General features: G+C 66.0%; 22 protein-coding genes and 1 tRNA gene. 9 read left to right on the top strand and 14 right to left on the bottom strand.

From position 1 onward, the window contains the following. Positions 1 to 32 precede the first annotated feature (32 nt). Complete coding sequence (locus SBI67_RS00555) at positions 33 to 1,397, bottom strand: HNH endonuclease signature motif containing protein (RefSeq protein WP_318978705.1); 1,365 nt, start codon at positions 1,395 to 1,397, stop codon at positions 33 to 35. A gap of 117 nt (positions 1,398 to 1,514) precedes the next feature. Continuing rightward, positions 1,515 to 2,087, bottom strand: a complete 573-nt coding sequence (locus SBI67_RS00550; protein ID WP_318978704.1) for an SRPBCC family protein — start codon at positions 2,085 to 2,087, stop codon at positions 1,515 to 1,517. 162 nt (positions 2,088 to 2,249) lie between these two features. Here SBI67_RS00550 and SBI67_RS00545 point away from each other — a divergent pair, with 162 nt between their 5' ends. Next, positions 2,250 to 3,089, top strand: coding sequence for a class I SAM-dependent methyltransferase (locus tag SBI67_RS00545; RefSeq protein ID WP_318978703.1), 840 nt, complete (start codon positions 2,250 to 2,252; stop codon positions 3,087 to 3,089). Here SBI67_RS00545 and SBI67_RS00540 read toward each other — a convergent pair. From SBI67_RS00540 to SBI67_RS00510, 7 genes are read right to left on the bottom strand one after another with little or no spacing between them, the layout of a single operon-like run. After that, on the bottom strand, positions 3,052 to 3,735 hold the full coding sequence (locus SBI67_RS00540) for a response regulator (protein WP_318978702.1): 684 nt from the start codon (positions 3,733 to 3,735) through the stop codon (positions 3,052 to 3,054). The genes SBI67_RS00545 and SBI67_RS00540 overlap by 38 nt on opposite strands. Then, positions 3,732 to 6,287, bottom strand: a complete 2,556-nt coding sequence (locus tag SBI67_RS00535) for an ATP-binding protein (RefSeq protein ID WP_318978701.1) — start codon at positions 6,285 to 6,287, stop codon at positions 3,732 to 3,734. The genes SBI67_RS00540 and SBI67_RS00535 overlap by 4 nt, the downstream gene beginning before the upstream one ends. A gap of 7 nt (positions 6,288 to 6,294) precedes the next feature. Beyond that, positions 6,295 to 7,209 carry a potassium-transporting ATPase subunit C gene (locus tag SBI67_RS00530; RefSeq protein WP_318978700.1) on the bottom strand — a complete coding sequence of 305 codons (915 nt, stop codon included), beginning with the start codon at positions 7,207 to 7,209 and terminating at the stop codon, positions 6,295 to 6,297. A gap of 1 nt (position 7,210) precedes the next feature. Next, entirely contained in the window at positions 7,211 to 9,358 is a 2,148-nt protein-coding gene (gene kdpB / locus SBI67_RS00525) for a potassium-transporting ATPase subunit KdpB (RefSeq protein ID WP_318978699.1), read from the bottom strand. Further along, positions 9,358 to 11,028, bottom strand: coding sequence for a potassium-transporting ATPase subunit KdpA (gene kdpA, locus SBI67_RS00520; RefSeq protein WP_318978698.1), 1,671 nt, complete (start codon positions 11,026 to 11,028; stop codon positions 9,358 to 9,360). Before kdpA ends, kdpB begins: the two co-directional genes overlap by 1 nt. Then, positions 11,028 to 11,117: a potassium-transporting ATPase subunit F gene (locus SBI67_RS00515; protein ID WP_109761975.1), complete on the bottom strand. Its 90-nt coding sequence runs from the start codon at positions 11,115 to 11,117 to the stop codon at positions 11,028 to 11,030. The genes kdpA and SBI67_RS00515 overlap by 1 nt, the downstream gene beginning before the upstream one ends. Further along, positions 11,114 to 11,353 (bottom strand): hypothetical protein, encoded by a 240-nt coding sequence (locus SBI67_RS00510; protein ID WP_318978697.1) that lies wholly within the window; start codon positions 11,351 to 11,353, stop codon positions 11,114 to 11,116. The genes SBI67_RS00515 and SBI67_RS00510 overlap by 4 nt, the downstream gene beginning before the upstream one ends. Before the next feature lie 170 nt (positions 11,354 to 11,523). On the opposite strand from SBI67_RS00510, the gene SBI67_RS00505 reads away from it, so the two are divergent. After that, entirely contained in the window at positions 11,524 to 12,273 is a 750-nt protein-coding gene (locus SBI67_RS00505) for a type III PLP-dependent enzyme domain-containing protein (protein ID WP_318978696.1), read from the top strand. On the opposite strand, the gene SBI67_RS00500 is transcribed toward SBI67_RS00505, so the two are convergent. Further along, positions 12,270 to 12,563: a hypothetical protein gene (locus tag SBI67_RS00500; protein ID WP_318978695.1), complete on the bottom strand. Its 294-nt coding sequence runs from the start codon at positions 12,561 to 12,563 to the stop codon at positions 12,270 to 12,272. The two genes, SBI67_RS00505 and SBI67_RS00500, sit on opposite strands and share 4 nt — an antisense overlap. 108 nt (positions 12,564 to 12,671) lie before the next feature. Between SBI67_RS00500 and SBI67_RS00495 the strand changes: the two genes are divergently transcribed. After that, a tRNA-Leu gene (locus SBI67_RS00495) sits at positions 12,672 to 12,745 on the top strand. Positions 12,746 to 12,796: 51 nt separating this feature from the next. On the opposite strand, the gene SBI67_RS00490 is transcribed toward SBI67_RS00495, so the two are convergent. The 4 genes from SBI67_RS00490 to SBI67_RS00475 all read right to left on the bottom strand — a co-directional run bounded on the left by SBI67_RS00490 (position 12,797) and on the right by SBI67_RS00475 (position 16,674). Continuing rightward, a complete protein-coding gene (locus SBI67_RS00490; protein WP_318978694.1) occupies positions 12,797 to 13,303 on the bottom strand; it encodes a DUF4265 domain-containing protein in 507 nt (168 codons plus the stop codon). Between the two features lie 77 nt (positions 13,304 to 13,380). Then, complete coding sequence (locus SBI67_RS00485; RefSeq protein WP_318978693.1) at positions 13,381 to 15,816, bottom strand: polymorphic toxin-type HINT domain-containing protein; 2,436 nt, start codon at positions 15,814 to 15,816, stop codon at positions 13,381 to 13,383. 223 nt (positions 15,817 to 16,039) lie between these two features. Next, the gene (locus SBI67_RS00480) at positions 16,040 to 16,390 is read right to left on the bottom strand and encodes a hypothetical protein (RefSeq protein WP_318978692.1); all 351 of its coding nucleotides are present in this window, start codon (positions 16,388 to 16,390) and stop codon (positions 16,040 to 16,042) included. A gap of 14 nt (positions 16,391 to 16,404) precedes the next feature. Further along, on the bottom strand, positions 16,405 to 16,674 hold the full coding sequence (locus SBI67_RS00475) for an excalibur domain-containing protein (RefSeq protein WP_318978691.1): 270 nt from the start codon (positions 16,672 to 16,674) through the stop codon (positions 16,405 to 16,407). Positions 16,675 to 16,999: 325 nt separating this feature from the next. On the opposite strand from SBI67_RS00475, the gene SBI67_RS00470 reads away from it, so the two are divergent. The 6 genes from SBI67_RS00470 to SBI67_RS00445 all read left to right on the top strand — a co-directional run bounded on the left by SBI67_RS00470 (position 17,000) and on the right by SBI67_RS00445 (position 22,951). Further along, on the top strand, positions 17,000 to 18,097 hold the full coding sequence (locus SBI67_RS00470) for a GGDEF domain-containing protein (protein WP_318978690.1): 1,098 nt from the start codon (positions 17,000 to 17,002) through the stop codon (positions 18,095 to 18,097). A gap of 140 nt (positions 18,098 to 18,237) precedes the next feature. Continuing rightward, positions 18,238 to 19,629: an amino acid ABC transporter substrate-binding protein/permease gene (locus tag SBI67_RS00465; protein ID WP_318978689.1), complete on the top strand. Its 1,392-nt coding sequence runs from the start codon at positions 18,238 to 18,240 to the stop codon at positions 19,627 to 19,629. Further along, positions 19,626 to 20,396, top strand: a complete 771-nt coding sequence (locus tag SBI67_RS00460) for an amino acid ABC transporter ATP-binding protein (protein WP_266048886.1) — start codon at positions 19,626 to 19,628, stop codon at positions 20,394 to 20,396. The genes SBI67_RS00465 and SBI67_RS00460 overlap by 4 nt, the downstream gene beginning before the upstream one ends. 280 nt (positions 20,397 to 20,676) lie before the next feature. Then, positions 20,677 to 22,245, top strand: coding sequence for a PE-PPE domain-containing protein (locus SBI67_RS00455; protein ID WP_318978688.1), 1,569 nt, complete (start codon positions 20,677 to 20,679; stop codon positions 22,243 to 22,245). Between the two features lie 89 nt (positions 22,246 to 22,334). Beyond that, complete coding sequence (locus tag SBI67_RS00450; RefSeq protein ID WP_318978687.1) at positions 22,335 to 22,622, top strand: hypothetical protein; 288 nt, start codon at positions 22,335 to 22,337, stop codon at positions 22,620 to 22,622. A 14-nt stretch (positions 22,623 to 22,636) separates the two neighbouring features. Then, positions 22,637 to 22,951: a hypothetical protein gene (locus tag SBI67_RS00445; RefSeq protein ID WP_318978686.1), complete on the top strand. Its 315-nt coding sequence runs from the start codon at positions 22,637 to 22,639 to the stop codon at positions 22,949 to 22,951. The last annotated feature ends 50 nt before the right edge of the window (positions 22,952 to 23,001 follow it).

Below are 23,001 nucleotides of genomic sequence, written 5' to 3'. Positions count from 1 at the left end.
ACGGCCAGTCGACCGCGGTCTGGGCGGCACCCTCATGGGTCATCCGCCTCGTCCTCGCGCAGGAGTTCTTCGGGGTGGTGTAGCGAGTTGATCCGGGTTTGTCCGGTGTCGAGTAGCAGTGGCGGAATCCATTCGACGCGGCCGTCGGCGCGCAGCCGGGTGGTCCAGCCGCCCTCCTTCACGAGGCGGTTGTGCGGACCGCACGCCAGGGTCTCGTTGTCGATGTCGGTGTGCCCGCCGGCACTGAAATCGGTGACGGCGTGGTGGGTTTGGCAGAGGTAGGGCGGTACCGGGCAGCCGGGGAAGGTGCAGCCGCGGTCGCGGGCGTGCAGGACGAGACGTTGGCCGGGTGAGGCGATGCGTTTGGTGCGTCCCAGATACAGCGGGATGCCGGTGGCGTTGTCGAAGACGGTCAGCCAGAGATAGGAGTGTGCGGCCAGGCGGATGGCGTCGCGCATGGGGAGCGTCGATCCGGCGCCGGTGCGGGCGACTCCGGCCGCGTCGTGCAGTTGGGTCAAGGTGGTGGTGATCACGACGCTGACGGGCAGTCCGTTGTGATCACCGAGTTCGCCGGACATCAGGGCAGCGCGGGCCAGCGCCATCAGGGCGTCATGCTGACGCTGACCGAGGCTGCGGGTGTCGGCGGCGATCGCCTCGGCCGACGGAGTGCCGGTGGTGCACGGCTGCTCGTCGTCCGGATTGCACATGCCCTTGCCGGCGAGTTTCGGGAAGGCCGCTTCCAGGTAGGCGCGGAATTCGGGGGTGATCTCGCCCCAGAACCTCGACATTCCGTCGGCGTCCTGCGGGCCCAGGAACACCCCGCGCATCAGTTCGCGTCGGTCGACGGTGTCCTCACCGTTGGGATCGGGACCGTCGGGGTCGAGCATCTGCAGCAGTAGCCGTGCGCACCGGCGCAGCCCCTCGGGGCATTGGCTGGCCGCGACGGCGGCCAGGTCGGCTTCGGCCTTGGCGCGGGTTTGTGCGTCCACTCTCGGCGGGATCTTCTTCATGGTCGTGGTGATGATCCCGACATGTTCGGCCGTCAGCTCACCGCGGGCGAGCGCGGCGGCGGTGGCAGGGTAGATCGGGTCCAGCGGTTCTCCGGTGATGCTCTGACGCGGACCGAGGAGCTCGGCCTGGGTAAGGCGGCGGCACGCTTCGGTTTTGGACAGGCGCAGTCGGATGGACAAGGCGTCGGCCCAGCTGCGGGCCCCCAGCTCGGACGGGCCCGTGCGGTGGTTCAACGTGGCCTGGATGCGGTGCGTGAGCGCCGGGATCCGGCGGTACGCCTGCTCCAGTGCCTCCTGGATCTCCAGGAGGTCGGCCACCGTCACGTCGTCCATCGAGGCGCCGGACACTTTGTCCAAGGCGGCCAACAAGTCGACGACAACCTCCATGATTCGAAACTAGTACGGACCACCGACATCAAGCCGCAGTTATGCACAACCACGGATTCATCCACAGATGCACGGACTCAATGGCTTTCGTGCTGGAAGACGAGTAGGCTTTCGTCGTCATGCCGGCGCGGCGACGCGCAGAACGCGGTCGAGTTCCTCCAGGCAGTCGCGGAAGATCCCGTTGCGCACCCAGTCGATGATGGGCTCGGCTTCCCCGATGGCATCGAATGACGCTTCCCAAGTGACAAAACTGGAGTCTTCGTCGGCGATTTCATGCACGGCGATGGTCGCGGTGTAGTTCCGTACTGGGGCGTCACCGCCGATGACGTCGTAGGTCACCCGCCGATCGCGGTCGGACAACGCGACCAGCCGTTCGACGACAGTGGTGCCGTCGTCGATGTGATTGGTGCGCAGGGCCCCCACCACTCTTCGGCCTCCGGCGGGTTCGAGTTCGCTGGTTATGACGAAGGGGAACCAGGAGGGCAACGATCCGAAGTCGCCGACGACCTCCCACACCCGCGTCGCCGGGGCGGCGATGATTCTGCTGTAACGGACGTTTGGCATCACGGCCTCCTTGCTGCTCGCTCTACAGGCAGCCGACTCCTGCTGATGTCGACCAACCAGATACTGCGCCGCGTAGCGGCTGATGTCTTTCCTGCTAACACCCATAAGGCTGTGCCGGTAAACCATCGGTGGATAGTGGGGTTTTCTGGAAGATCTCCGATGGCGCGTGCCGTCGAGAAGGCCTCAGCCTGCTCTGCTGGCCATGAACAGGTGACCGCACTTGGCGACGCCCGCAACGTATTTCGCAGTCGCGAAAATCAGTTGATCCTACGTGCGAAAATGGTCGTCGTGACCGAAGACTGGCGCGAGACGAACCTGGCGAACTGGGAATCCCGGGTGCCGCTGCACACCGGGCCCGACGGCTACGACCTCGCCGGGTTCGACGACCCCGACTACCTGTCCAGTGTCGTCCGCTACGACCTGCCGCGGCTGGGTCGCCTGGACGGTTGGGACGTGGTGCACCTGCAATGTCATATCGGCACCGACACCGTGTCCCTGGCGCGGTTGGGTGCGAAATCGGTTACTGGTATTGACTTCTCGCCGTCGGCGCTGGCGGCCGCCCGGGATCTCGCGGCCCGGGCCGGTGTCGACGTCACCTTCGTCGAGTCCGACGTCTACGACGCCACGGGCGATTTCGACCTGGTGTACACCGGCATCGGCGCGATCTGTTGGTTACCCGACATCCGCCGCTGGGCCCGGACCGTCGCCGGTCTGCTACGGCCGGGCGGCCGGTTGTTCATCCGGGACGGGCACCCGATGCTGTACGCGATCTGCGACCCCCGGCCCGACGGGCTGCTCGTCGTCGAGTTCCCGTATTTCGAGACCGACGGCCTGACATTCGTGCAGACCGACAGCTACGCCGGGTCAGGCGTGGTGACGTCCCCGGCCTCGGTCAGTTTCAACCACGGCCTCGGCGAGATCTTCGCCGCGCTCACCGAGGCCGGCATGACCGTCACCGCGTTGGAGGAACACCGCGAGGCTCCGTGGAATCCGCTGGGCGATGCCGTCATTCCGAGCCCGGACTTCGACGGGGAGTTCGTGTTGGCGGAGGGCCGGGACCGGGTACCGCTGACCTTCACCTTGCAGGCCGTCAAGCCTGAAAGCGGTACCCCATCCCTGCCTCGGTGAGCAGGTGCACCGGGTGTGACGGATCGTTTTCCAGCTTGCGGCGCAACTGCGCGAGGTACACCCGAAGATAGTGGGTCTCCTTGGCGTACGCGGGACCCCACACCTCTTTGAGTAGTTCCTCGCGGCCGACCAGCTTGCCGCGGTTGCGCACCAGCATCTCCAGCATGCCCCACTCGGTGGGGGTCAGATGCACTTCGACACCGTTCTTGGTCACCCGCTTCATCGCCAGATCGACGGTGAACGACGAGGTTTCGACGACGGGCTCGTCCACTTCGGTGGCGGCGGCACCGCGCCGGACCGCGGCGCGCAACCGCGCCAGGAACTCGTCCATGCCGAACGGTTTGGTGACGTAGTCGTCGGCGCCGGCGTCCAGCGCCTCCACCTTGTCCGACGAATCGGTGCGGGCCGAGAGCACGATCACCGGCGCGCTCAGCCAGCCGCGCAGGCCTTCGAGCACTTCGATACCGGACATGTCGGGCAGCCCGAGGTCCAGCACGATGACGTCGGGCCGGTGATCGGCCGCTGACCGCAACGCCTCGGCACCGGTGGCCGCGGTGGTGACCTCGTACCCCCGCACCGACAGGTTGATCCGCAACGCCCGCAGGATCTGCGGTTCGTCGTCGATCACGAGCACTCTGGTGTTCATCGTCCGTCTTTCGGTGGTGCGGCCAAGTCGATTTCGACGGTGAGCCCGCCGCCGGGCGTATCGGAGGCGGTGATCGTGCCGCCCATCGCTTCCACGAATCCGCGGGCCACCGACAGCCCCAAGCCCACCCCGGTACTGGTATCGGTGTCGCCCAGCCGCTGAAAGGGTTCGAACAGCTGCTCTTCGGTACCGCGAGCCACCCCGGGTCCTTCGTCGATGACGGCGATCAGTACCCGGTCACCGACGCGGCCCGCCGTGACCCGGACCGGCCGATCCGGCGGGGAGTAGCGCAACGCATTGTCGACCAGGTTGGCCAGTACCCGTTCCAGCAGACCGCTGTCGGCCAGCACCACGGCATCGTCGACCTCCACCTTGACCCGGTCCAGTTCCTTGCGGGCAAAGCCGGTGGTGCCCTTGTTTATTCCGATGAGCGCCCGGGGCACCGTCTCCTCCAGGTAGACCCGGCGCAGCTCGGGTCGCACCACCCCGGTGGCCAGCCGGGACGAATCCAACAGGTTGCCCACCAGTGCCGTCAGCTGGTCGACGGATTCCTCGATGGTGGCCAAGAGTTCCGCGGTGTCCTCGGCGGAGAACCCGATGTCCTCCGAGCGCAGGCTGGACACCGCGGCCTTCGCCGCGGCCAGCGGCGTGCGCAGGTCGTGGCTGACCGCCGACAGCAGCGAGCGGCGCAGTTCGTCGGCCTGGGCGATGGCCTCGGCGCGGCTGGCCTCCTCGGTGAGTTCGCGCTGTTTTACCAGTCCGGCGGCCTGTTTGGCCACTGCGCCGAGTACCCGCAGATCCCTGGCGGTCAATTGGCGCCCGGACAACAACATCCAGAACTCGTCATCACCGACCTCGACCGCGGTGTCGGCGTCGTCGACACCGACGCAGGGGTCCTTGCCGACACAGGCCACGGTGCTGAAACCGTCGGCGCCCTCGCGGACCAGGCTTACCGCCCGCTGTGCGTAGGTCTCCCGGACCCGTTCCAGCAGCATGCCCAGGTCCGCACCGCGCAGCACCGATCCCGCGAACAGCGCCAGCAGTTCGGCTTCCTGCGCCGCTCGGGTGGCTTCCCGGGCGCGGCTGGCCGCACCGTCGACCAGGACGGCCACCGCCACCGCCACCAGCAGCAGCACCACCACGGTGACGGCGCTGTCGGGTTCGGCGATGGTGAAGGTGTAGCGCGGGGCGACCAGGAAGTAGTTCAGCAGCAGCCCGGACAGCAAGGCGGAGAAGGCCGCCGGAGTCTTGCCGCCGAGCAGGGCGACCACGAGCACACCGATGAAGAACAGGGCACTCTCGCCGCCGATCCCGAGGAAGGTGTCCAGCCAGACCGAGGTCACCGCGCAGATGACCGACGGGACGATCACCGCGGCCAACCACGAGGCGATGTGCTTTTGCCAAGGCACCATCGACGAATATGAGCGCGCCCGTTTGGCTTCCGGGTGCGTCACCATGTGCACGTCGATCTTGCCGGACTGCTGCACCACCGACGCGCCGATACCTTCGTCGAAGATGCGCGCCCAGCGTGAGCGCCGGGAGGTGCCCAACACCAGCTGGGTGGCGTTCATCTCGCGGGCGAACTCCAACAGCGCAGCGGGGACGTCGTCGCCTACCACGGTGTGCAGGGTGGCGCCGAGGCTCACCACCAGCTCGCGCACCTTGCCCATCTGCGGAGCCGACACACCGGACAATCCGTCGCCCCGGACGACATGGACCACCATCAGTTCGGCGCTGGACTTCGACGCGATACGTGATGCCCGGCGCACCAGGGTTTCTGATTCGGCGCCACCGGTGACGGCGACGACGACGCGTTCGCGGGCCTCCCAGGTGTCGGTGATCTTGTTGTCGGCGCGGTATTTCGACAGTGCGGCGTCGACCTGGTCTGCCAGCCACAGCAGCGCCAACTCGCGTAGCGCCGTCAGGTTGCCGCGGCGGAAGTAGTTCGACAGTGCGGCGTCGATCCGTTCCGGGCCGTACACGTTGCCGTGGGACAGCCTGCGCCGCAGCGCCTCCGGGGTGATGTCGACCAGTTCGATCTGGTCGGCGGCACGCACCACCTCGTCGGGCACCTTCTCCTGCTGTTCGATGCCGGTGATCTGGGTGACGACGTCGTTGAGGCTCTCCAGGTGCTGCACGTTGACCGTGGAGATGACGGTGATCCCGGCGTCGAGCAGCTCCTCGATGTCCTGCCAGCGTTTGGTGTTCTTGCTGCCCGGGGTGTTGGTGTGGGCCAGTTCGTCGACCAGCACCACCTCGGGGTGCCGCGCGATGACAGCGTCGACGTCCAGTTCCGGGAACCGCCCACCGCGATACTCGATATAGCGCGGCGGCACGATCTCGATGCCGTCGAGCAGTTCGGCGGTCTTGGCGCGGCCGTGGGTTTCCACCACGGCGGCCACCACGTCGGTGCCCCGGTCGATGCGCCGGTGCGCCTCACCCAGCATCGCGAACGTCTTGCCGACGCCAGGGGCTGCCCCGAGATAGATGCGCAGTTCGCCGCGCTTGGCTTTGTGCGTCGAGGAGCCGGTGGTCACACCAACATCATCCACCGCAGCCTCAACTCTTCACGGGATACTTTTGGTCCAATTCCAGGTTGAGGGCCAGTACGTTGACCCTGGGCTCGCCGAGGAAGCCGAGGGTGCGCCCCGACGCGTTGTCCTCGACCGCCGCGCGGATCACATCCGGGCTGACCCCGCGGGCCTTGGCCACCCGGTCCACCTGGATGGCGGCGTAGGTGGGGGAGATGTCCGGGTCCAGGCCGCTGCCGCTGGCGGTGACGGCGTCCGCGGGCACCGCCGGGTCGGCTGGCGCGGCACCGCGGATGGGCACGATCTGGCCCAGGCTGTAGTCCTCGCCGAACGTGGCGCATTCGACGCGCACGCTCTCGTAGGTGGTCAGGAACGGCACCTTGGTGGTCTCGCAGGGTTCGTTGACGCTCACCACCCGGGTGGGGTGCACGACGTTTCCTGCCGCGTCACGGGGCCCGATCACCGACAGCACCGCTCCGACGCTGTCCCCGCCACCCGTGCAGAACGGGCGCGCCCCATTGACACCCTCCAGCGCCCCGACGGCAGCGCTGCGCTGGCACACCAGGGTCAGCAGGCCCGCTTTGAAGCCGTTGTCGTCGGCCGGTGCCGACGGGTCGGCCGGGGTGTCGACGATGCTCTCCGGGCCGAGGTTGCTGGCGCCGCTGGCCAGTGGGTCGTAGCCGGCACCGGCGGCCGATGGGCGGCTCTGGAAGTACTGCGGCAGGGCGTTGCCTTTGTCGTCGGTGAACGATTGTCCGATCAGGCTGCTGCCCAGAGGTTTTCCGTTCGCCTCGATGATCGACCCGTTGGCCTTGGCGCTGAGGCCGGGGATCTGGGCGACCAGCCAGATGACCACCGGATAGCCGAGGCCGAGGATGACGGTGAGGACCAGCAGGGCGCGCAGTGCGGCCAGGTGCTGACGAACCAAATTGGAGAAGAACATGTCACATCCCTGGGAGGAACTGGATAACGAGGTCGATGAGTTTGATGCCGATGAACGGCGCGATGATGCCGCCGAGGCCGTAGACGTAGAGGTTGCGCGACAAAAGCTTCGACGCGCTGCTCGGGGTGTAGCGCACCCCGCGCAGTGACAGCGGGATGAGCGCCACGATCACCACGGCGTTGAAGATCACCGCCGAGAGGATCGCCGACTGCGGGCTGTGCAGCCGCATGATGTTCAGCAGGTCCAGGCCGGGGAACAGCGAGACGAACAGGGCCGGGATGATCGCGAAGTACTTCGCGATGTCGTTGGCGATGGAGAACGTCGTCAGCGCACCTCGGGTGATCAACAGCTGCTTACCGATTTCCACGATCTCGATCAGCTTGGTCGGGTCGGAGTCCAGGTCGACCATGTTGCCGGCCTCTTTGGCCGCCGAGGTGCCAGTGTTCATCGCGACGCCGACATCGGCCTGCGCCAGGGCCGGCGCGTCGTTGGTGCCGTCGCCGGTCATCGCGACCAGCTTGCCGCCGGCCTGCTCCTTCTTGATCAGGGCCATCTTGTCTTCAGGGGTGGCTTCGGCCAGGAAGTCGTCCACGCCCGCCTCGTCGGCAATGGCCTTGGCGGTCAACGGATTGTCGCCGGTGATCATGACGGTGCGAATGCCCATGCGGCGCATCTCGTCGAAACGCTCCCGCATGCCCTGCTTGACGACGTCCTTGAGATGGATGACGCCGAGCACCGATGCCGTCCCGTCGAGCACCTGACCGACCACCAGCGGGGTGCCGCCGGCGGCCGAGATGCCGTCGACGATATCGCCCAGTTGGGCAGGGACCTGGCCGCCCTGGCTGCGGACCCACTCGGCCACCGAACTCGCCGCACCCTTGCGCAGGGAGTGCCCGTCACCGAGGTCGACACCCGACATCCTGGTCTGTGCGGTGAATTCCACCCAGTGGGCGGTGCTGAGTTCACCCGGGGTGCGGGCCCGCAGCCCGTATTCCTGCTTGGCGAACACCACGATGGAGCGGCCCTCCGGCGTCTCGTCGGCCAGGCTGGACAGTTGCGCGGCGTCGGCCAGCGTCTCGGGTGAGACACCAGTCACCGGAACGAAATCCGCTGCCTGCCGGTTGCCCAGGGTGATGGTGCCCGTCTTGTCCAGCAGCAGGGTGTTCACGTCCCCGGCGGCTTCGACGGCGCGCCCGGACATGGCCAGCACGTTGCGTTGCACCAGTCGGTCCATGCCGGCGATGCCGATGGCCGACAACAGCGCGCCGATGGTGGTCGGGATCAGGCACACCAGCAGGGACACCATGACGATGCCGGAGACACCGTTTCCGGTGAGCGCCAGCGAATCCGGTACGCCGGGGTTGTTCATCTTGGAGTAGATGGCCAGCGGCTGCAGCGTTGCCACGGCGAACACGAAGATGATCGTGAGCGAGGCCAGCAGGATGTTCAGCGCGATCTCGTTGGGGGTTTTCTGCCGGTTGGCGCCCTCGACAAGGGAGATCATCCGGTCGATGAAGCTCTCGCCCGGCTTCTGGGTGATGCGCACGACGATGCGGTCGGACAGCACCGTCGTACCGCCGGTGACGGCCGAACGGTCGCCACCGGACTCCCGGATCACCGGCGCCGACTCGCCGGTGATCGCCGATTCGTCCACCGAGGCAATGCCTTCGACGACGTCACCGTCACCGGGAATGACCTGGCCGGCCTCGACGACGACGTAGTCGCCCTGCTGCAACAGGGGAGCGGCGACTTCTTCTTCGTTGACGGGGCGGTTCGGGCCCCAGTCGACGAGGCGTCGGGCCATGGTCGAAGTCTTGGTCTTGCGCAGGGTTTCAGCCTGAGCCTTGCCCCGACCTTCGGCTACCGCCTCGGCGAGGTTGGCGAAGATGACCGTCAGCCACAGCCAAATCACCGTCAGCCAGCCGAACCAGGAGGGTTCGACGGCGGCCAGGATGGTGCTCCATACCGCGCCGATCTCGACGATCAGCATGACCGGGTTGCGCCACAGGGTGCGTGGGTCGAGCTTGCGCAGGGCGTCGGGCATCGACTTCCACAGCATCTTCGGATCGAGCAGGCCGCCTTGAATGCGGTTGCCGCCTGCTGGTTTCGATGCGTGCGACTGTGGTGCGTCGAGGGTCGGGGTGGTCATCAGTGGATTCCTTCGGCGAGGGGGCCGAGCGCGAGCATCGGCAGGAAGGTGAGGGCGACCAGGATCAGCGTGACACCGGCGACCATGCCGACGAACTGCGGTCGGTGGGTGGGCAGCGTGCCGATCGATTCGGGTGTCTTGCCTTGCTTGGCAAGTGTTCCGGCCAGGGCCAGCACGAAGATGATCGGCAGGAACCGGCCGAACAGCATGGCCAGACCCAGTGCGGTGTTGTACCACTCGGTGTTGACGCTGATGCCCGCGAATGCCGATCCGTTGTTGTTGGCGGCCGAGGTGAAGGCGTAGAGCACCTCCGACAGGCCGTGCGGTCCGCCGTTCAGCATCCCGGCTCGCTGGCCCGGCATGGCCATGGCGATCGCGGTGCCGGTCAGCACGATCAGCGGGGTGATGAGGAAATACGTTGCGGCGAGCTTGATCTCACGCGGGGTGATCTTCTTGCCGAGGTATTCCGGGGTGCGACCGACCATCAGGCCGGCGACGAAGACGGTGATGATCGCCAGGATCAGCATGCCGTACAGGCCGGAACCGGTGCCGCCGGGCGCCACCTCGCCGAGTTGCATGTTGAACAGCGTCATCATGCCGCCGAGGCTGGTATACGAGTCGTGGAACGAGTCGACGGCGCCGGTGGAGGTGAGCGTGGTGGCGCTGGCGAAGACGGCCGAGTCCGGGACGCCGAAGCGCTGCTCGACCCCTTCCATCGCCGAACCGATGGCGGTAGGCACGGTGCCGTGGTGCTGCAGCTGGAACAGCAGCATCAGGCTGGTGCTGGCCAGCGCGATGATCGTCATGACGGCGGCGATCGCATAGCCCTGCTTCTTGCTTTCCACCATGCGCCCATAGGTGCGGGGCAGCGAGAAGCTGATGACCAGCAGCAGGAAAATCTCGACCCAGTTGGTCCAGCTGTTGGGGTTCTCGAACGGGTGCGCGGAGTTCGCGTTGTAGAAGCCGCCGCCGTTGGTGCCGAGTTCCTTGATGGCCTCCTGGCTGGCGACCGGGCCGCCGGGGATGGTCTGCTGGGCGCCGTTGAGCGTGGTGACCACCTGGTCGTGCAGGTGGAAGTTCTGGATGGCGCCGCCGGCGATCAGGATGATGGCGGCGAGCACCGAGAGCGGCAGCAGGATGCGGATGCAGCCGCGGACCAGGTCAACCCAGAAGTTGCCGAGGTCACCGGTGTTGCGACGGGCCAGCCCGCGGATGAAGGCGATCGCGACAGCCATGCCGACCGCGGCGGAGACGAAGTTCTGCACCGCCAGACCGGCCATCTGGACCAGGTGCCCCTGGGTGGATTCACCCGAGTAGGCCTGCCAGTTGGTGTTGGTGACGAAGCTGACCGCCGTGTTCCAGGCCAGTGCCGGGGTCATCGGGGTGGCCGGATCGTTGAGGTGCAGTGGGAGCTTGCCCTGCACCAGCTGCAGCACGAACAGGAAGAGGACGCTGATCGCCGAGAAGGCGAGCACGCTGCGGGCGTATGAGCCCCAGGTCTGCTCGGTATCGGGGTCGGCGCCGATCGCCTTGTAGATCAGGCGCTCGCCACGAGAGTGCTTCTGGGAGCTGTAAACCCGGTACATGTAGTCGCCGAGCGGAACGTGCACGGCCGCCAGGGCGACGATCAGGGAGACGAGGAACAGGATCCCCGCGGTTTGACTGCTCACTAGAACCTCTCGGGGAAAAGCAGTGCGGCGAAGAGAAACAGTGCCAGCAGGATTGCCAGACCCAGGCCGACGATGTTGTCGTAGCTCACAGGCCCTCAACCCACTTCTGCACGAGGCCGAGCAGGGCGAAGATCGCCACTGTCAGCGCGAGGTACACCACTGTGGACATGTCACTCCGTTCACTGAAGACCAGGCCTCCGGCATCGGCGGCCAGGTCGAAGCTAGACCCGTCCAGCGAGCCCAACCGCGGCGTTGACGGTTTCTTTACGGGCGGCGCGCGGTCCTTTACGGTCTTCGTTCGATTCCGGCCGTCTGCCGAGGTCACGGGTCTTTACACTGGTGGCGCCGATCACGTGTGCGCCGTCAAGAGAACGTCAAGGTTCCAGGGGCTGGCGTCAAGACCGTGCAAGAGCTCTTTTGTCCGGGCGGGTCGCGAGAGACAGTGGTGGTAGCGGCTTGACCGGCCGGGGCTCTGACCAGACAGAAGGTTCCGTGGTGCACACGCTCGTCAGTCCAGGTATGTCCTCGGCGCATCGCTTCGCGCGACGGCTGTTGCACGTTCAGGCCGTCGACGTTTTCGACGAGACGGTGTTGCTGCGCCGATGCGCCATGTACCGCAAGGCTTTTCCGATGGCGACGTCGAACTTTCCGGCCGCCGTGCTGCGCTCTGCGGTGGTGGCCGACTGGATCCGGCGCCACGGCATAGGTGTCGAGGCCTGTTTTGTCGACGAGGTCGACCGGGCGCTCTCCCGTGGCGTCCCTGCGAAACAGGTTGTGCTGCATTGCGGTTCGGGTGTAGATGCCGATTCGGTGCGCAGCGCCGCCGGCGCCGGAGTGCAGCGGTTCCGGATCGGCGCTGTCGAGCAGTTGGACGCGCTCGGTTCCGGTGCAGCTCGAGTGGTGGTGGATTGCGCGGCCTCGGGGTGGGGCAGTCTTGCCGCGGAGGTCATCGCCCGGCCCGGTGTGGAATTGATTGGTCTGCATCGGCATATCGCGCGACCCGACGGTGCCGACGGTGCGGATGCGGTGATCGAGATGGTGGCCGGGCTGGCGCGGCTCAGCCGTCGGCACGGGGTGATTCTCGGGCAGCTGAGCGTGTCGGGGGTGGGTTTCCCGGCCGATGACATCGCGGCGCTGCGGGTAGCCGCCGAGGTGGTGTACGAGATCGTCGGTGACGGGTGTGCGCTGTGCCGGTATCCGCGGCCGGTGCTGGCGCTCTCGCCTGCACCCGAGGACCTGTTCTAGCTGCCGCCGCCGCAGCCCCCGCCACCACAGCCGCCCCCTCCACAGCCCGCGCCGCCACCGCAGCCGGTGTGACCGCCTCCGCACCCGCCGTGACCGTGCCCGGCACCGGTGCATCCACCGCCGCCGGCCAAGTACGTGCCTCCGGCCGCCGCGCCGCCGGCAGTGCCGCCGCGGGTGGCCCAGTATTTCTTGGAGGCGCGTTCCTGTCCGCGTTCGTGCAACCACACCATCGCGGTGCCGAGGGGCACCAGGATCGCCACTGTGGCGAGGGCGGCGAGCAGGCCGTTCATCGGTTCAGGGTAGGTCTCTTGGGGCCCGTCGGCCATCCACTGTGCGGGGGATTCGGGGTGGGATGTCGACTGTGGTGGGTCGGGCGCTAACGTCGTGGGCGGCGTTGAGCCCCCATAGCCCAATTGGCAGAGGCAGCGGACTTAAAATCCGCCAAGTGTCGGTTCGAGTCCGACTGGGGGCACCGAGATGTCTGTAGGCAGCATTCGTTAAACCTCCTGGGAGCCGGTGCGCGTCAATCGAAGGTCCAGCATCCCTTTTCGACCGTCAGGTGACCGGCGTCAGCTTGGGGGATGAGAACATCGGAATAGAGCCGCTCGTAGGCTTTTTCGGTGGGAATGTCGACAGCCAGGATCGCGTCCCAGCTCGTCAGCTGGTAGGTGCATCCGGACGCGGTGACCCCTGCGCGCACTTCTGCGATCGTGGAGTCCGGCAGTTCGTGATGCATGTACACGCGGATCGTCGAGTGCCCACCAGAGCTGATCTTGTGGTCGAACTGCAGGTCGTCGTCTGGGCCGAGTTTCCCTTGGACGAGGTCACCGACTGCGATATCAAAGACGAACGCAGGAATACTCACGACGCGGTAGGTGAAGAAGGCCTCGTCGGGTTGAGCCCATACCGCCTCCCAGTCCGCAGGTGGCCATCCGTCGTCATCGATAGCGAGCTCGAACTGCAGGTAGCGTGCGCCTTCTGGTCGTGTAGACGGGTGAGGTTCGAGTACGAAGATCCGATTATCGGGCACGAGATGACCGATTCTTCTGATCGTTGCGGCCAGAGGACGCCCCGAATTGCGATTGCTGTTGTCGCATGCTGATCACTCTATGGGTGGGAATGGTGCTGTTTGCTCTTCCGCCTGGGCTTCTTCTTCTCGCCAGTCTTGTGGTCGCTGTGCCCAGACTCGTGATCTGAGCTCCCGCGCGTTCCCTGCTTATCCAATTGCCGAGCTGAATCCGCCGCACGCGTGCGCTGCGTCTCGGTGACATCCTGAACACGCTGTTGCTGCTCCTGACGTTGATCCGCTGGACTGGACGGCCGCCGCTGGGCGTACCGAATGGCGCCGCGGATCACCCTCATCGATTGTGATGATGGCTGCATGCCCTTGCGCTGTAGCCAATCCATCACCGGCTGGTCTCGCTTGGACAGATTGCACGAAGCACATGCTCGGTCGAGATTCACGTCGGCGTTGGTGCCGCCTTTCGCGCGAGGAACGATGTGCTCTGTCTGCCCTTCAGTCACCTTGTCGCAGTAAAGGCAGTGCACCGCATTATCGTCGTTACGCGCGGCATTGCGTTGCCCAGCCAGAGCGCGCTGTGTGGGCGATGCCGGGGGGACCCGCTCAGACAGCGGAATGTTCCCGGGCCGCACGGTGGGAGCCGGACCTTCAGCGCCCTTGGGTGCCGACATTGGGCAGTTGTGGACCAGAACGTTGGCGGTGGGTGTGCTGATGTAGAAGGTGTGGGTGGTGGTGATGGTGAGGTCCCACATGTCGGCTGTGCCGGCGACCGGTGTGTGGTTGGCGACGTGGGCGACGCTGTCGTAGAACGGTGTTGCCAGTTGGTCGCCGGGGTGTAGGTCTTGGGCGTCGACCCACCCAGCGCCTGGGGCGGTCGCGGTGCCGGTGGTGTTGGCCAAGCCGGTGACCGCCGAGTCAGCTGGCCGCGTCTGGGTGTGGGTGGGGCTGTAGAACGGGTGTTTGGCGGTGGTGTGCACCAGCGAGGTGACATCGGCCGGGTTGGTGATGGTCAGGTCGAGCAGGTCGGTGTCGTGGTTGACCAGCACGGCCTGCACCGGCTGCCCGCTGGTCTGTCCGGTGTCGGGGTCGGTGGACCACACCCGATCCCCGACCTGCAGGGCGGCGATGGGGCGTTTGGTGCCATCGGCCAGCAGCACCAGTGTGTCGGGGCTAAACGATTGGCCTGCGCACGGAACCCGCTGTGTCAGCGGCGTTGTCGGTGGTTCGGGGGTTTTGACCGCCGGTGGCGCGTTGGGGACCTTCGGGGTTTGCACGCCCGGCACCGGTGGTTTCCCGGCCGCGCCGGCGGCGGTGATCTCGTCGCGGACGTGTGTCGGGTTGGGTACGACTTTGGCGGCGTCGATGATGTCGTCGGTGTGTTTGAGGGCTTGTTCGGCGACCACCTCGGCGGTTTCTTCGGCGATCTTCTTGGCTGCCCCGGTGGGGGTGAACATGGTTGCCGCGTCGGCCAGTGTGGAGGCCACCCCGAGGGCTTTGTTGTCGGGCATGGCTTCTGAGGCGATCTGCAACCCGGCGGCACTGACATTGGCGACGGCGGCCGCGATCGCGGCGGCCCCGGCCGGACCGCCCACACCGGTGACGGCGACCGCCGCGCCGGCGACGATGATCGCGGTCTCCATCGGGTTGTTCTTCACGAAGGTGCCCACCGCTTGGGCGCCGGACACGGTGGCCGAGGCGGCGGTGGACACCGCGCTGCCGACCGCGCTGGCCGCGCTGCTGATGGTCGAGGTGAACGAATCGAACAACCCCACCGGCAGAGGGTCACCGACATGCAGGGGCGGGTCGAGGTAGACCGGCCACACGGTGTCCGGTCGCGGGTCGATGACCTCCGAGAGTTGGTACAGGCCCGGCCGCAGCTGGCGCGTCACATAGGACGAGGGCACCAGTTTGCCTGCCGCGTCCCGGGTTTCGGCGGGGGCGAACATGCCGACCGTTTCGGCGGTCGGGGTGGCGCGGTTGATCGTCAGGAACCCGTTGGTGTGGGCCAGCATCACCGTGTCGGCCGGGGTCCGCACGAACGTGGTGACCATCCGCACCCCCGCGGGACTCGTGATGCGGGCCACGGTGCGGGTACCGGTGCCGGTGTTCTCGGCCAGCATGTCGAATCCGGCGCCGGTATCGGGGTAGACGACCTGCCCGGCGGTGGTGTGTTGGGCAGCGCCGAGACCACCCGGGAGGACCACCTGCACCGGCCCGGCCGGCGTCGTCGAGGTCAACCCGGCCACCGGATCGGTCGGCAGACCCGATGACCGCTGCGCAGGTGTCAACGCCGAGGCGGGGATGGCGATCGTGGTTGATCCGGTGAATGCCGCCAGCGCGGCGTCGGCGAACCGTTGTGCCGGCGAGGCAACCGATGCACGTCCAGTCTCTGAACGGCCATAGTCGGTCAACCAGTGTTGCCCGGCGACAGTCAACGCGACCGTGACGACCAGCGCCACCGCCACTGGCCACCACCGGCGCACAGCCCACCACGGCCGGTCACCCGGCAGAAAATCCCCCACGACCCAGTTCTCCCTCTACATCAAATCCCCCACCCGCCAGCTAAGGCGAGCTTCTGAAAGAGGTAGTCGGGAACCGAGCAAGAAACCGAACGGCGCTAGCGTGTGGCCTCAGTCACGCGGGTGTGGCTGAGCCCTGCTTTGCAGGGTGCCACATGTGAGTCTGGGGCGTAGAGAGGTCGGAAGTCGGCTGTAATTCGACGAAGCTTGCTGCGCTTTGCTGCGCTCACCTGACCACAGGCCCCGCCCAATCCGCCATCCGCCATGCTCCATACAACAGGGACCATTGCGCGACGACCCCGATAAGCGCAAGCCAGAAGCCAATTCTGTTGCGCACCAATTGGATGACGCCAATTCCGGTGAACACACCGGCTGGCGCGAGCGAGGCCAACGCCGTCCAGATCGCGTAATTGATCCACTTTTCGTCACCGCACGTCTGATACGCGCAGTTGTCGATGCTCATCGGCAACACGAGCACGCTCAACAACGCGATGCCGACACCGGCGAACTGAACGCACACCAGCAACACGAATACGGTGACATCGGCGGTTCGGACACCGCGGTTATCCAGCCCCACCACTTATGCCTAGCTCATTCGCAGGCGGTCCCGTCGCCGTCCCTGTCGAGGTCGTAGATATCCCGCCCGATCACCTTGATCGGACCTTGAACGTATGCGGGACCGTTGCCACTGCCGCCGGCGCAGTCCACGTCGCTGGCAATCGGGACGCAACCCGAGTAGTTCGGGTCGCAGTCGGAGCCCTGCTTGAACGGCACACCGCTAGCCAACCCACTCGCCGACGCCGTCGGACTCACGACGGTCAACACGATGAATGCGGAGAGAAGCCATGCCAGCCTGGTCACAGCCGGTGACATTAACCTCAGGAGTCACAGGGTAATTGGCCTTTGCGTGGATCTCATCCGATCGACCGACACCCCACCTGATCTCACCCTGGAACGTCGGCCGAACTGTTGCCGCTGAGCCAACTCTTTGCGTCGTCAAGCAAACGAGGGTACCGAAAATGCGATTCTGCTGACGTTGGCGCAAATTTGACTACCCTTTCCCTTTATCGGTGGTGCAGGGCGTTCGGGTCTACTGCGTGCCGGACCGTTCGGGGGCCGGCGCGGTTGGGGCGACGTCGCGGAAATACGCACGTCAAAAGGTGTCAATCGGTCTCTGGTTGGAAAGATGCGCTTTCTCTGCACGACGCGGCTGGCGGATTGGCTGGACCAGCCCGACCCGTTCGACGCCGTAACCGCCTTCGTGCAGAACCGCGGGTTGACCCACTCGGCACGGGTCATGCTGGCCATCGTCTCCGCGTCGTCGATACTGGCGCCACTGGCCATGGTGGTGCCCAGCTATCGCGAGGTCACCCTCTTGTTCGCCGTCATCATCGCCCTGGTCGGCTGCTGCCTGTCGTGTGTGATGACGTGGTTCTGGCTCACCCACTGGCCAACGCGCCGGCAATCGCTGATCACGGTGTCGCTGTGCACTGCGTGCGCCGTGGCGTGGAGTGTCGTGCAGCCCAGTGCTGCGCTCGCCGCCCTGACCTGTGCCGCGGTGCCCATCACCAGCGGATACATCGCGTTCTTCCACAGCAACCGGGCGCTGTTGCTGAACATGGTGGCGGGGCTGGCGGCATCCGGCTGCGCCGTGTACCGACTCGCGCATGAGGTCAACATCGAGACGGCCATCGCCGCGGTCTGGCTGTTGTGCATGCTCAACACCCTGACCCCGATCACCATCCGCGGCACCTCGAAGGCCATGAGCGTCTACGCCAGCCGCTCGGACACCGATGCCCTGACCGGGCTGCTCAACCGGCGCGGGTTCTTGGACACCGTCGAACGGCACCTCGTCAGCGCCCCTGACGACGGGCCCGAGTATGTCGTCGCGATCATGGTCGACCTCGACGACTTCAAACGCATCAACGACACGCTGGGGCATGCCGAAGGTGACCGGGTGCTGCTGCACGTCGCCGACATCCTGCGCGAGCACGCCCCGCCGACCTCTGCGATCTGTCGAGCCGGGGGAGAGGAATTTCTGCTGGCGGCCATGTCCTGGACCGCCGACCCGAGCGTCCTGGCCGCGCCGCTGTGCGAGGCGATCACCTCCCGGCTGGGCGACGTCAGTGCCAGCATCGGGGTCGCGGCCGCTGCCCGCCGTGACGTGCAGTCCGCCCCCGCCCCGGCCGAGGTGGTCCTCGAGCTGGTCAGCGCCGCCGACCTGGCCATGTACGAGGCCAAGCGCAGCGGCGGGAATCGGGTCGTGGTCGGCACGCCCCGATGACCCGTTCTGTGACAAGAAGCGACGCCGCCCGCTAGCGTTATCCTCCGCGCATTGTGGATGAGGGGAGGCGCAGCATGCAGCTGGCATCGCGGAGACGACGAGGTGCCCTGCGACGATCGGCATTTCTGATCGTCGCGGCCATGGTGGGCGCTCTCAGCGTCTTGCTCTCGACGGGGACGGCCAACGCCGACGGCGAGAACTATGTCATCGCCACCGACACCACGTTCGCGCCGTTCGAATTCCAAGATGCGCAAGGCAAATTCGTCGGCATCGACATGGATCTCATCCGTGAGATCGCCAAGGATCAGAACTTCACCGTCGACATCAAACCGCTCGGTTTCGACGCGGCGTTGCAAGCGGTGCAGGCCAATCAGGCCGCCGGTGTCATCGCGGGCATGTCGATCACCGACGCACGCAAGAAGGTATTCGACTTCTCCGAACCGTATTTCGAGTCCGGCGTGCAGATGGCCGTGCTCAAGACCAACGAGGACGTCAAGTCCTACGCCGACCTGAAGGGCAAGCGGGTCGCGGTCAAGAACGGCACCGAGGGTGCTGAGTTCGCCGAGTCCATCAAGGACAAGTACGGCTTCCAGATCGTCTCGTTCGCCGACTCGGCCTCGATGTTCGAAGAGGTGAAGACCGGCAACTCGGTGGCCGTCTTCGAGGATTACCCGGTGCTGCTGTACGGCATCCAGCAGGGCAACGGATTCAAGACCGTCACCCCGAAGGAGAAGGGATCCAGCTACGGCTTCGCGGTCAACAAAGGCCAAAACGCCGAGCTGCTCAAGAAATTCAACGACGGCCTGAATCACCTGAAAGCAAACGGCCGCTACGACGAGATCATCAAGACCTATCTCGGTGAGGGTGCGGCCGAGGCCGACAACTCCTTCTTCGGTCTGCTCACGAGCACCTTCTCGGTGCTGATGACCGGCCTGAAGATGACGATCATCCTGACCGTCGTCTCGATCGCGATCGCCCTGCTGCTCGGTATTCTCTTCGGCTTGATGCGGGTGTCCCGATCGATCTGGCTGCGCGCCATCGGCACCACCTACGTCGACATCTTCCGCGGCACACCGCTTCTGGTGCAGGCCTTCTTCATCTACTTCGGCATCCCGTCGGCCCTCGGGTTCACCATGACGGCGCTGACGGCGGGCATCATCACCCTGTCGCTCAACGCCGGTGCCTACATGACCGAGATCGTCCGCGGCGGCATCCAGTCGGTGGACAAGGGCCAGATGGAGGCCGCCCGCAGCCTCGGCATCGGATACCTGCCGACCATGCGCAAAGTGATTCTGCCCCAAGCCATCAGGACCATGATCCCGTCGTATGTCAACCAGTTCGTCATCACCCTGAAGGACACCTCGATCCTGTCGGTGATCGGTATCGCCGAGCTGACCCAGACCGGCCGGCTGATCATCGCCCGCAACTACCAGTCGTTCACCATGTGGCTGATCATCGGCATCATCTACTTCGTGGTGATCATGGCCTTGACCAAACTTTCGGACCGACTGGAGAGGCGGCTCGTCAAATGACCGAACTCGTGCCCGAAGCCGCTGCCGCCGAGCCGGGAACCGTCAAGATCCGCATCGAGGGCCTGAAGAAGTCGTTCGGTGACCTGGTGGTGCTCGACGGTATCGACACCACCATCAAACAGGGCGAGGTGGTGTGCGTCATCGGACCCTCGGGATCCGGCAAGTCCACCTTCCTGCGGTGCTTGAACAAGCTGGAGGACATCTCCGGGGGCAAGGTCGTCGTCGACGACTTCGACCTGACCGACCCGAAGGTGAACCTGGACAAGGTCCGCCAGCACATCGGCATGGTGTTCCAGCACTTCAACCTGTTCCCGCACATGACCGTGATCGACAACGTCACGCTCGCACCGCTTCTGACCAAGAAGATGGACAAGGCCGCGGCCGAGAAGAAGGCGATGGAGCTGCTGGCCCAGGTGGGCCTCGCCGAGAAGGCTCAGGTCAAACCCGCCACCCTGTCCGGCGGGCAGAAGCAACGCGTCGCGATCGCCCGGGCCCTGGCCATGAACCCGTCCATCATGCTCTTCGACGAGGCCACCAGCGCGCTGGATCCCGAGATGGTCGGAGACGTGCTGGAGGTGCTGCGCGAGCTGGCGGTGGGCGGCATGACGATGGTGGTGGTCACCCACGAGATGGGCTTCGCCAGGGAGGTTGCCTCCCGGGTGATCTTCATGTGCGACGGCAATATCGTGGAGGACGCCCCGCCCGCCGAGCTGTTCGACAACCCCAAGCATCCGCGGCTGCAGGAGTTTCTCTCCAAGGTGCTCTAGTCAGGCGCCCGCCTGAATGCTTTGACATACAAGGCAATTCGGGCTCCTTGGTGCGTGCCGCGTGTAGGGGTGTGCTTTCCGCCGCAGCGCGTCCACGTCCCGGTTCGCCCCGCACAGCAGCGCGTCGATGTGCACCGGCGCCTGACGGCTCTTTGCCAGAACTGTCGTTGTGTGGTGTCGGCGAGTTCGCTGAAATGCGACCCAGCCGGATTTTGACGTGGTAGGAATTTCTGGTGCACCGCCTAGCTGCGGTGATGGGTTGAGTTCGGGGGAGGGTGTCATGGTCGGGGGTTCCGTGCTGCGGGCGCTGGCGTCGGTTGTCCGGTCGGCCGCGGTATTCGCTGTCGTTGCCTTACTGCTCGCCGGTGTGCAAACCGGGATCCGTCTGCTCGCCGGGACCCTGGTGGCGATCGGCGGAAACAGCAACCCGACCAGCATCAGCATGATGCAGGAGTTGGGCGGTAACCCCCTGCCACCTGGCACGCCGAATACCACCGGGCTGCCGCTCGGCGTCGCGGGCGAGGGCTACCTCGATCCGACCAACCCCAACTCGCCGTACTACGGCTACGCCTTCAAGCCGGTCGCCTGGCCGTCGCAAATCCCGTTCACGAACAATTGGGACGGCTCCAGCGGATACGAGGATTCCCAACGGGCCGGGCTGGCGAACCTGCAGGCCCTGGTAAATCCGGCCGTGCAGACCGGCGACCCGGTGGCAGTCGTCGGCTACTCTTCCGGAGCGAACGTCGTCGTCCGTGAGCTGCGGTATCTGCAGTCGATCGGGTCGCCTGCTCCCGGTCAACTCAGCTTCATGCTGATCGCCAGCATGAACCGACCCAACGGCGGCCTCGCGGCCCGCTTCCCTGGACTGTTCGTCCCGTTCATCAACGTCAAGTTCGACGGCACCACACCGACCAACACCCCGTACAAGATCACCGATGTCAGCTGGCAGTACGACCCCGTCTCGGACTTCCCCAACTATCCGCTCAACCTGCTGGCGGACCTGAACTCCTTGGTGGGCTTCTTCACCCAGCACGGCAACTACTACCCGGCAGATATGAACGGTCCCCGCGCAGTGCCCGACTACACCGACCCCGCCAGCAACATCACCTATGTGACACTGGCGACGCAGCGGCTGCCGCTCCTGGTGCCGTTGCGCATGCTCGGTGTGCCCAAGCAGCTAATCGATTTGGTGGAACCGGCGTTGAAGGTGCTGGTCGATCTCGGCTATGACCGCTCCATCAAGGCTGGCGTCCCCACCCCGGCGTCCCTGTCGCCGACCCCGCAGCGACTGTTGGAGCTGCCAGGGCAGCTGCTCAACGCGGTCGGCGTCGGGATTCAGCACGCCCTCAACCCGTCGTGGGACAAACCGGCCACCAGTGCGCCGGCCGCGCCCACGACCACGGCGGCCGCTGCCAGTGTGAATGCGGTCACCGCTGCCGACGCGACCACCGGCAAAGATGTTGCAGAACATCCGAATACGACTGAGTCGGCGGCGAAGACGGTCGAGCTGGACAATGCCGAACCCGCCACCGTCAAGCCGGCGCAGCCCACCGCGGAGACGGCATCCCCGACCACTGACCCGGTGCACTCGACGCCAGCGGCGGACGTCGCGCCGTCGCCGGCCGCATCGGGTACCGCCGCTGCGCATACCGATGAGGACACGGCGACATCGGGCACCAAGGGCCGTCGGTCCGGCCAGTCCACCCGGTCCACTCCGAAGGTGGCGAAGCCGCAGGCAGTGACCGGCAAACACGAGACCACGACGGGGTCGGCCACCCATGAGTCCACCACGCCGGCCAAGGAAACTGACCATAGCGAAGATTCGAGCTCGGAGAAGGCCGCCGCATAGCCGGTAAAGCCCGTGTGACCGGGCCTGATGTGCAACGATGGTGATCTTGTTGTTCGGTGCACACCGCACCGCCGCACGGGATGGATGCCATGGCTGCAAAGAAACTTGTTCGACGTCTGGGGTTGACCGCCGGTTGCGCGGCGCTCATCGGCCTGGGCGGCCTGACGGCCGCCTGCGGGACGAGCAGTAAGGAGGCGCCGTCCTCCACGACGACCACCACCACGACGACCACCACGACGACCGCGCCCGCGACCACCTCGGCGCCGCTGTCGCCCACCCAGAAGTCGATCGACCCGACCGGGGGCAACCTGTTCACGCCCACCGTGCTGGCGCCACCGGCGCCGACCCAGCCGCCGGGCGTGCACCGCAACAACTGATGCTGAGGATGGCTATGGATACCCGTAAGTTCACCAGTCGGCTGGGTGTGGTTGCCGGCGCTGCGGCCGTCATTGCGCTCGGCGGGCTGACCGCGGCGTGCGGCAACAGCAGCAAGGAAAGCCCAACCAGCACGACGACAACGACCACGACGACCACCACGACAACCGAGGCGACCACCAGTGCGCCCGCGGCGCCGTCGGAATCGCTGTCGCCGACCCAGAAGTCGATCGATCCGACCGGCGGCAACCTGTTCACCCCCTCGGTGGTCGCACCTCCGGCCCCGACGGTGCCGGGCGGCCAGCATCCGGGGATCAACGGCATCTCCTGATCGCAGCGTGTGGGCGTGACCGGTCGGCGCCGGTTGTGGGCGCTGGTGGC

Origin of the sequence: Mycolicibacterium chengduense (assembly GCF_033741155.1) — a bacterium.
Taxonomy (GTDB): domain Bacteria; phylum Actinomycetota; class Actinomycetes; order Mycobacteriales; family Mycobacteriaceae; genus Mycobacterium.
This window is presented reverse-complemented; position numbering and strand designations above follow the sequence as displayed.

What these genes read in the sequence shown, in the direction of transcription:
- SBI67_RS00555 (WP_318978705.1), bottom strand. Translation starts at nt 1,397, where the DNA reads ATGGAGGTTGTCGTCGACTTGTTGGCCGCCTTGGACAAAGTGTCCGGC.
- SBI67_RS00550 (WP_318978704.1), bottom strand. Translation starts at nt 2,087, where the DNA reads ATGGTTTACCGGCACAGCCTTATGGGTGTTAGCAGGAAAGACATCAGC.
- SBI67_RS00540 (WP_318978702.1), bottom strand. Translation starts at nt 3,735, where the DNA reads ATGAACACCAGAGTGCTCGTGATCGACGACGAACCGCAGATCCTGCGG.
- SBI67_RS00530 (WP_318978700.1), bottom strand. Translation starts at nt 7,209, where the DNA reads ATGTTCTTCTCCAATTTGGTTCGTCAGCACCTGGCCGCACTGCGCGCC.
- kdpB (WP_318978699.1), bottom strand. Translation starts at nt 9,358, where the DNA reads ATGACCACCCCGACCCTCGACGCACCACAGTCGCACGCATCGAAACCA.
- SBI67_RS00500 (WP_318978695.1), bottom strand. Translation starts at nt 12,563, where the DNA reads ATGAACGGCCTGCTCGCCGCCCTCGCCACAGTGGCGATCCTGGTGCCC.
- SBI67_RS00470 (WP_318978690.1), top strand. Translation starts at nt 17,000, where the DNA reads ATGCGCTTTCTCTGCACGACGCGGCTGGCGGATTGGCTGGACCAGCCC.
- SBI67_RS00465 (WP_318978689.1), top strand. Translation starts at nt 18,238, where the DNA reads ATGGTGGGCGCTCTCAGCGTCTTGCTCTCGACGGGGACGGCCAACGCC.
- SBI67_RS00460 (WP_266048886.1), top strand. Translation starts at nt 19,626, where the DNA reads ATGACCGAACTCGTGCCCGAAGCCGCTGCCGCCGAGCCGGGAACCGTC.
- SBI67_RS00455 (WP_318978688.1), top strand. Translation starts at nt 20,677, where the DNA reads ATGGTCGGGGGTTCCGTGCTGCGGGCGCTGGCGTCGGTTGTCCGGTCG.
- SBI67_RS00450 (WP_318978687.1), top strand. Translation starts at nt 22,335, where the DNA reads ATGGCTGCAAAGAAACTTGTTCGACGTCTGGGGTTGACCGCCGGTTGC.
- SBI67_RS00445 (WP_318978686.1), top strand. Translation starts at nt 22,637, where the DNA reads ATGGATACCCGTAAGTTCACCAGTCGGCTGGGTGTGGTTGCCGGCGCT.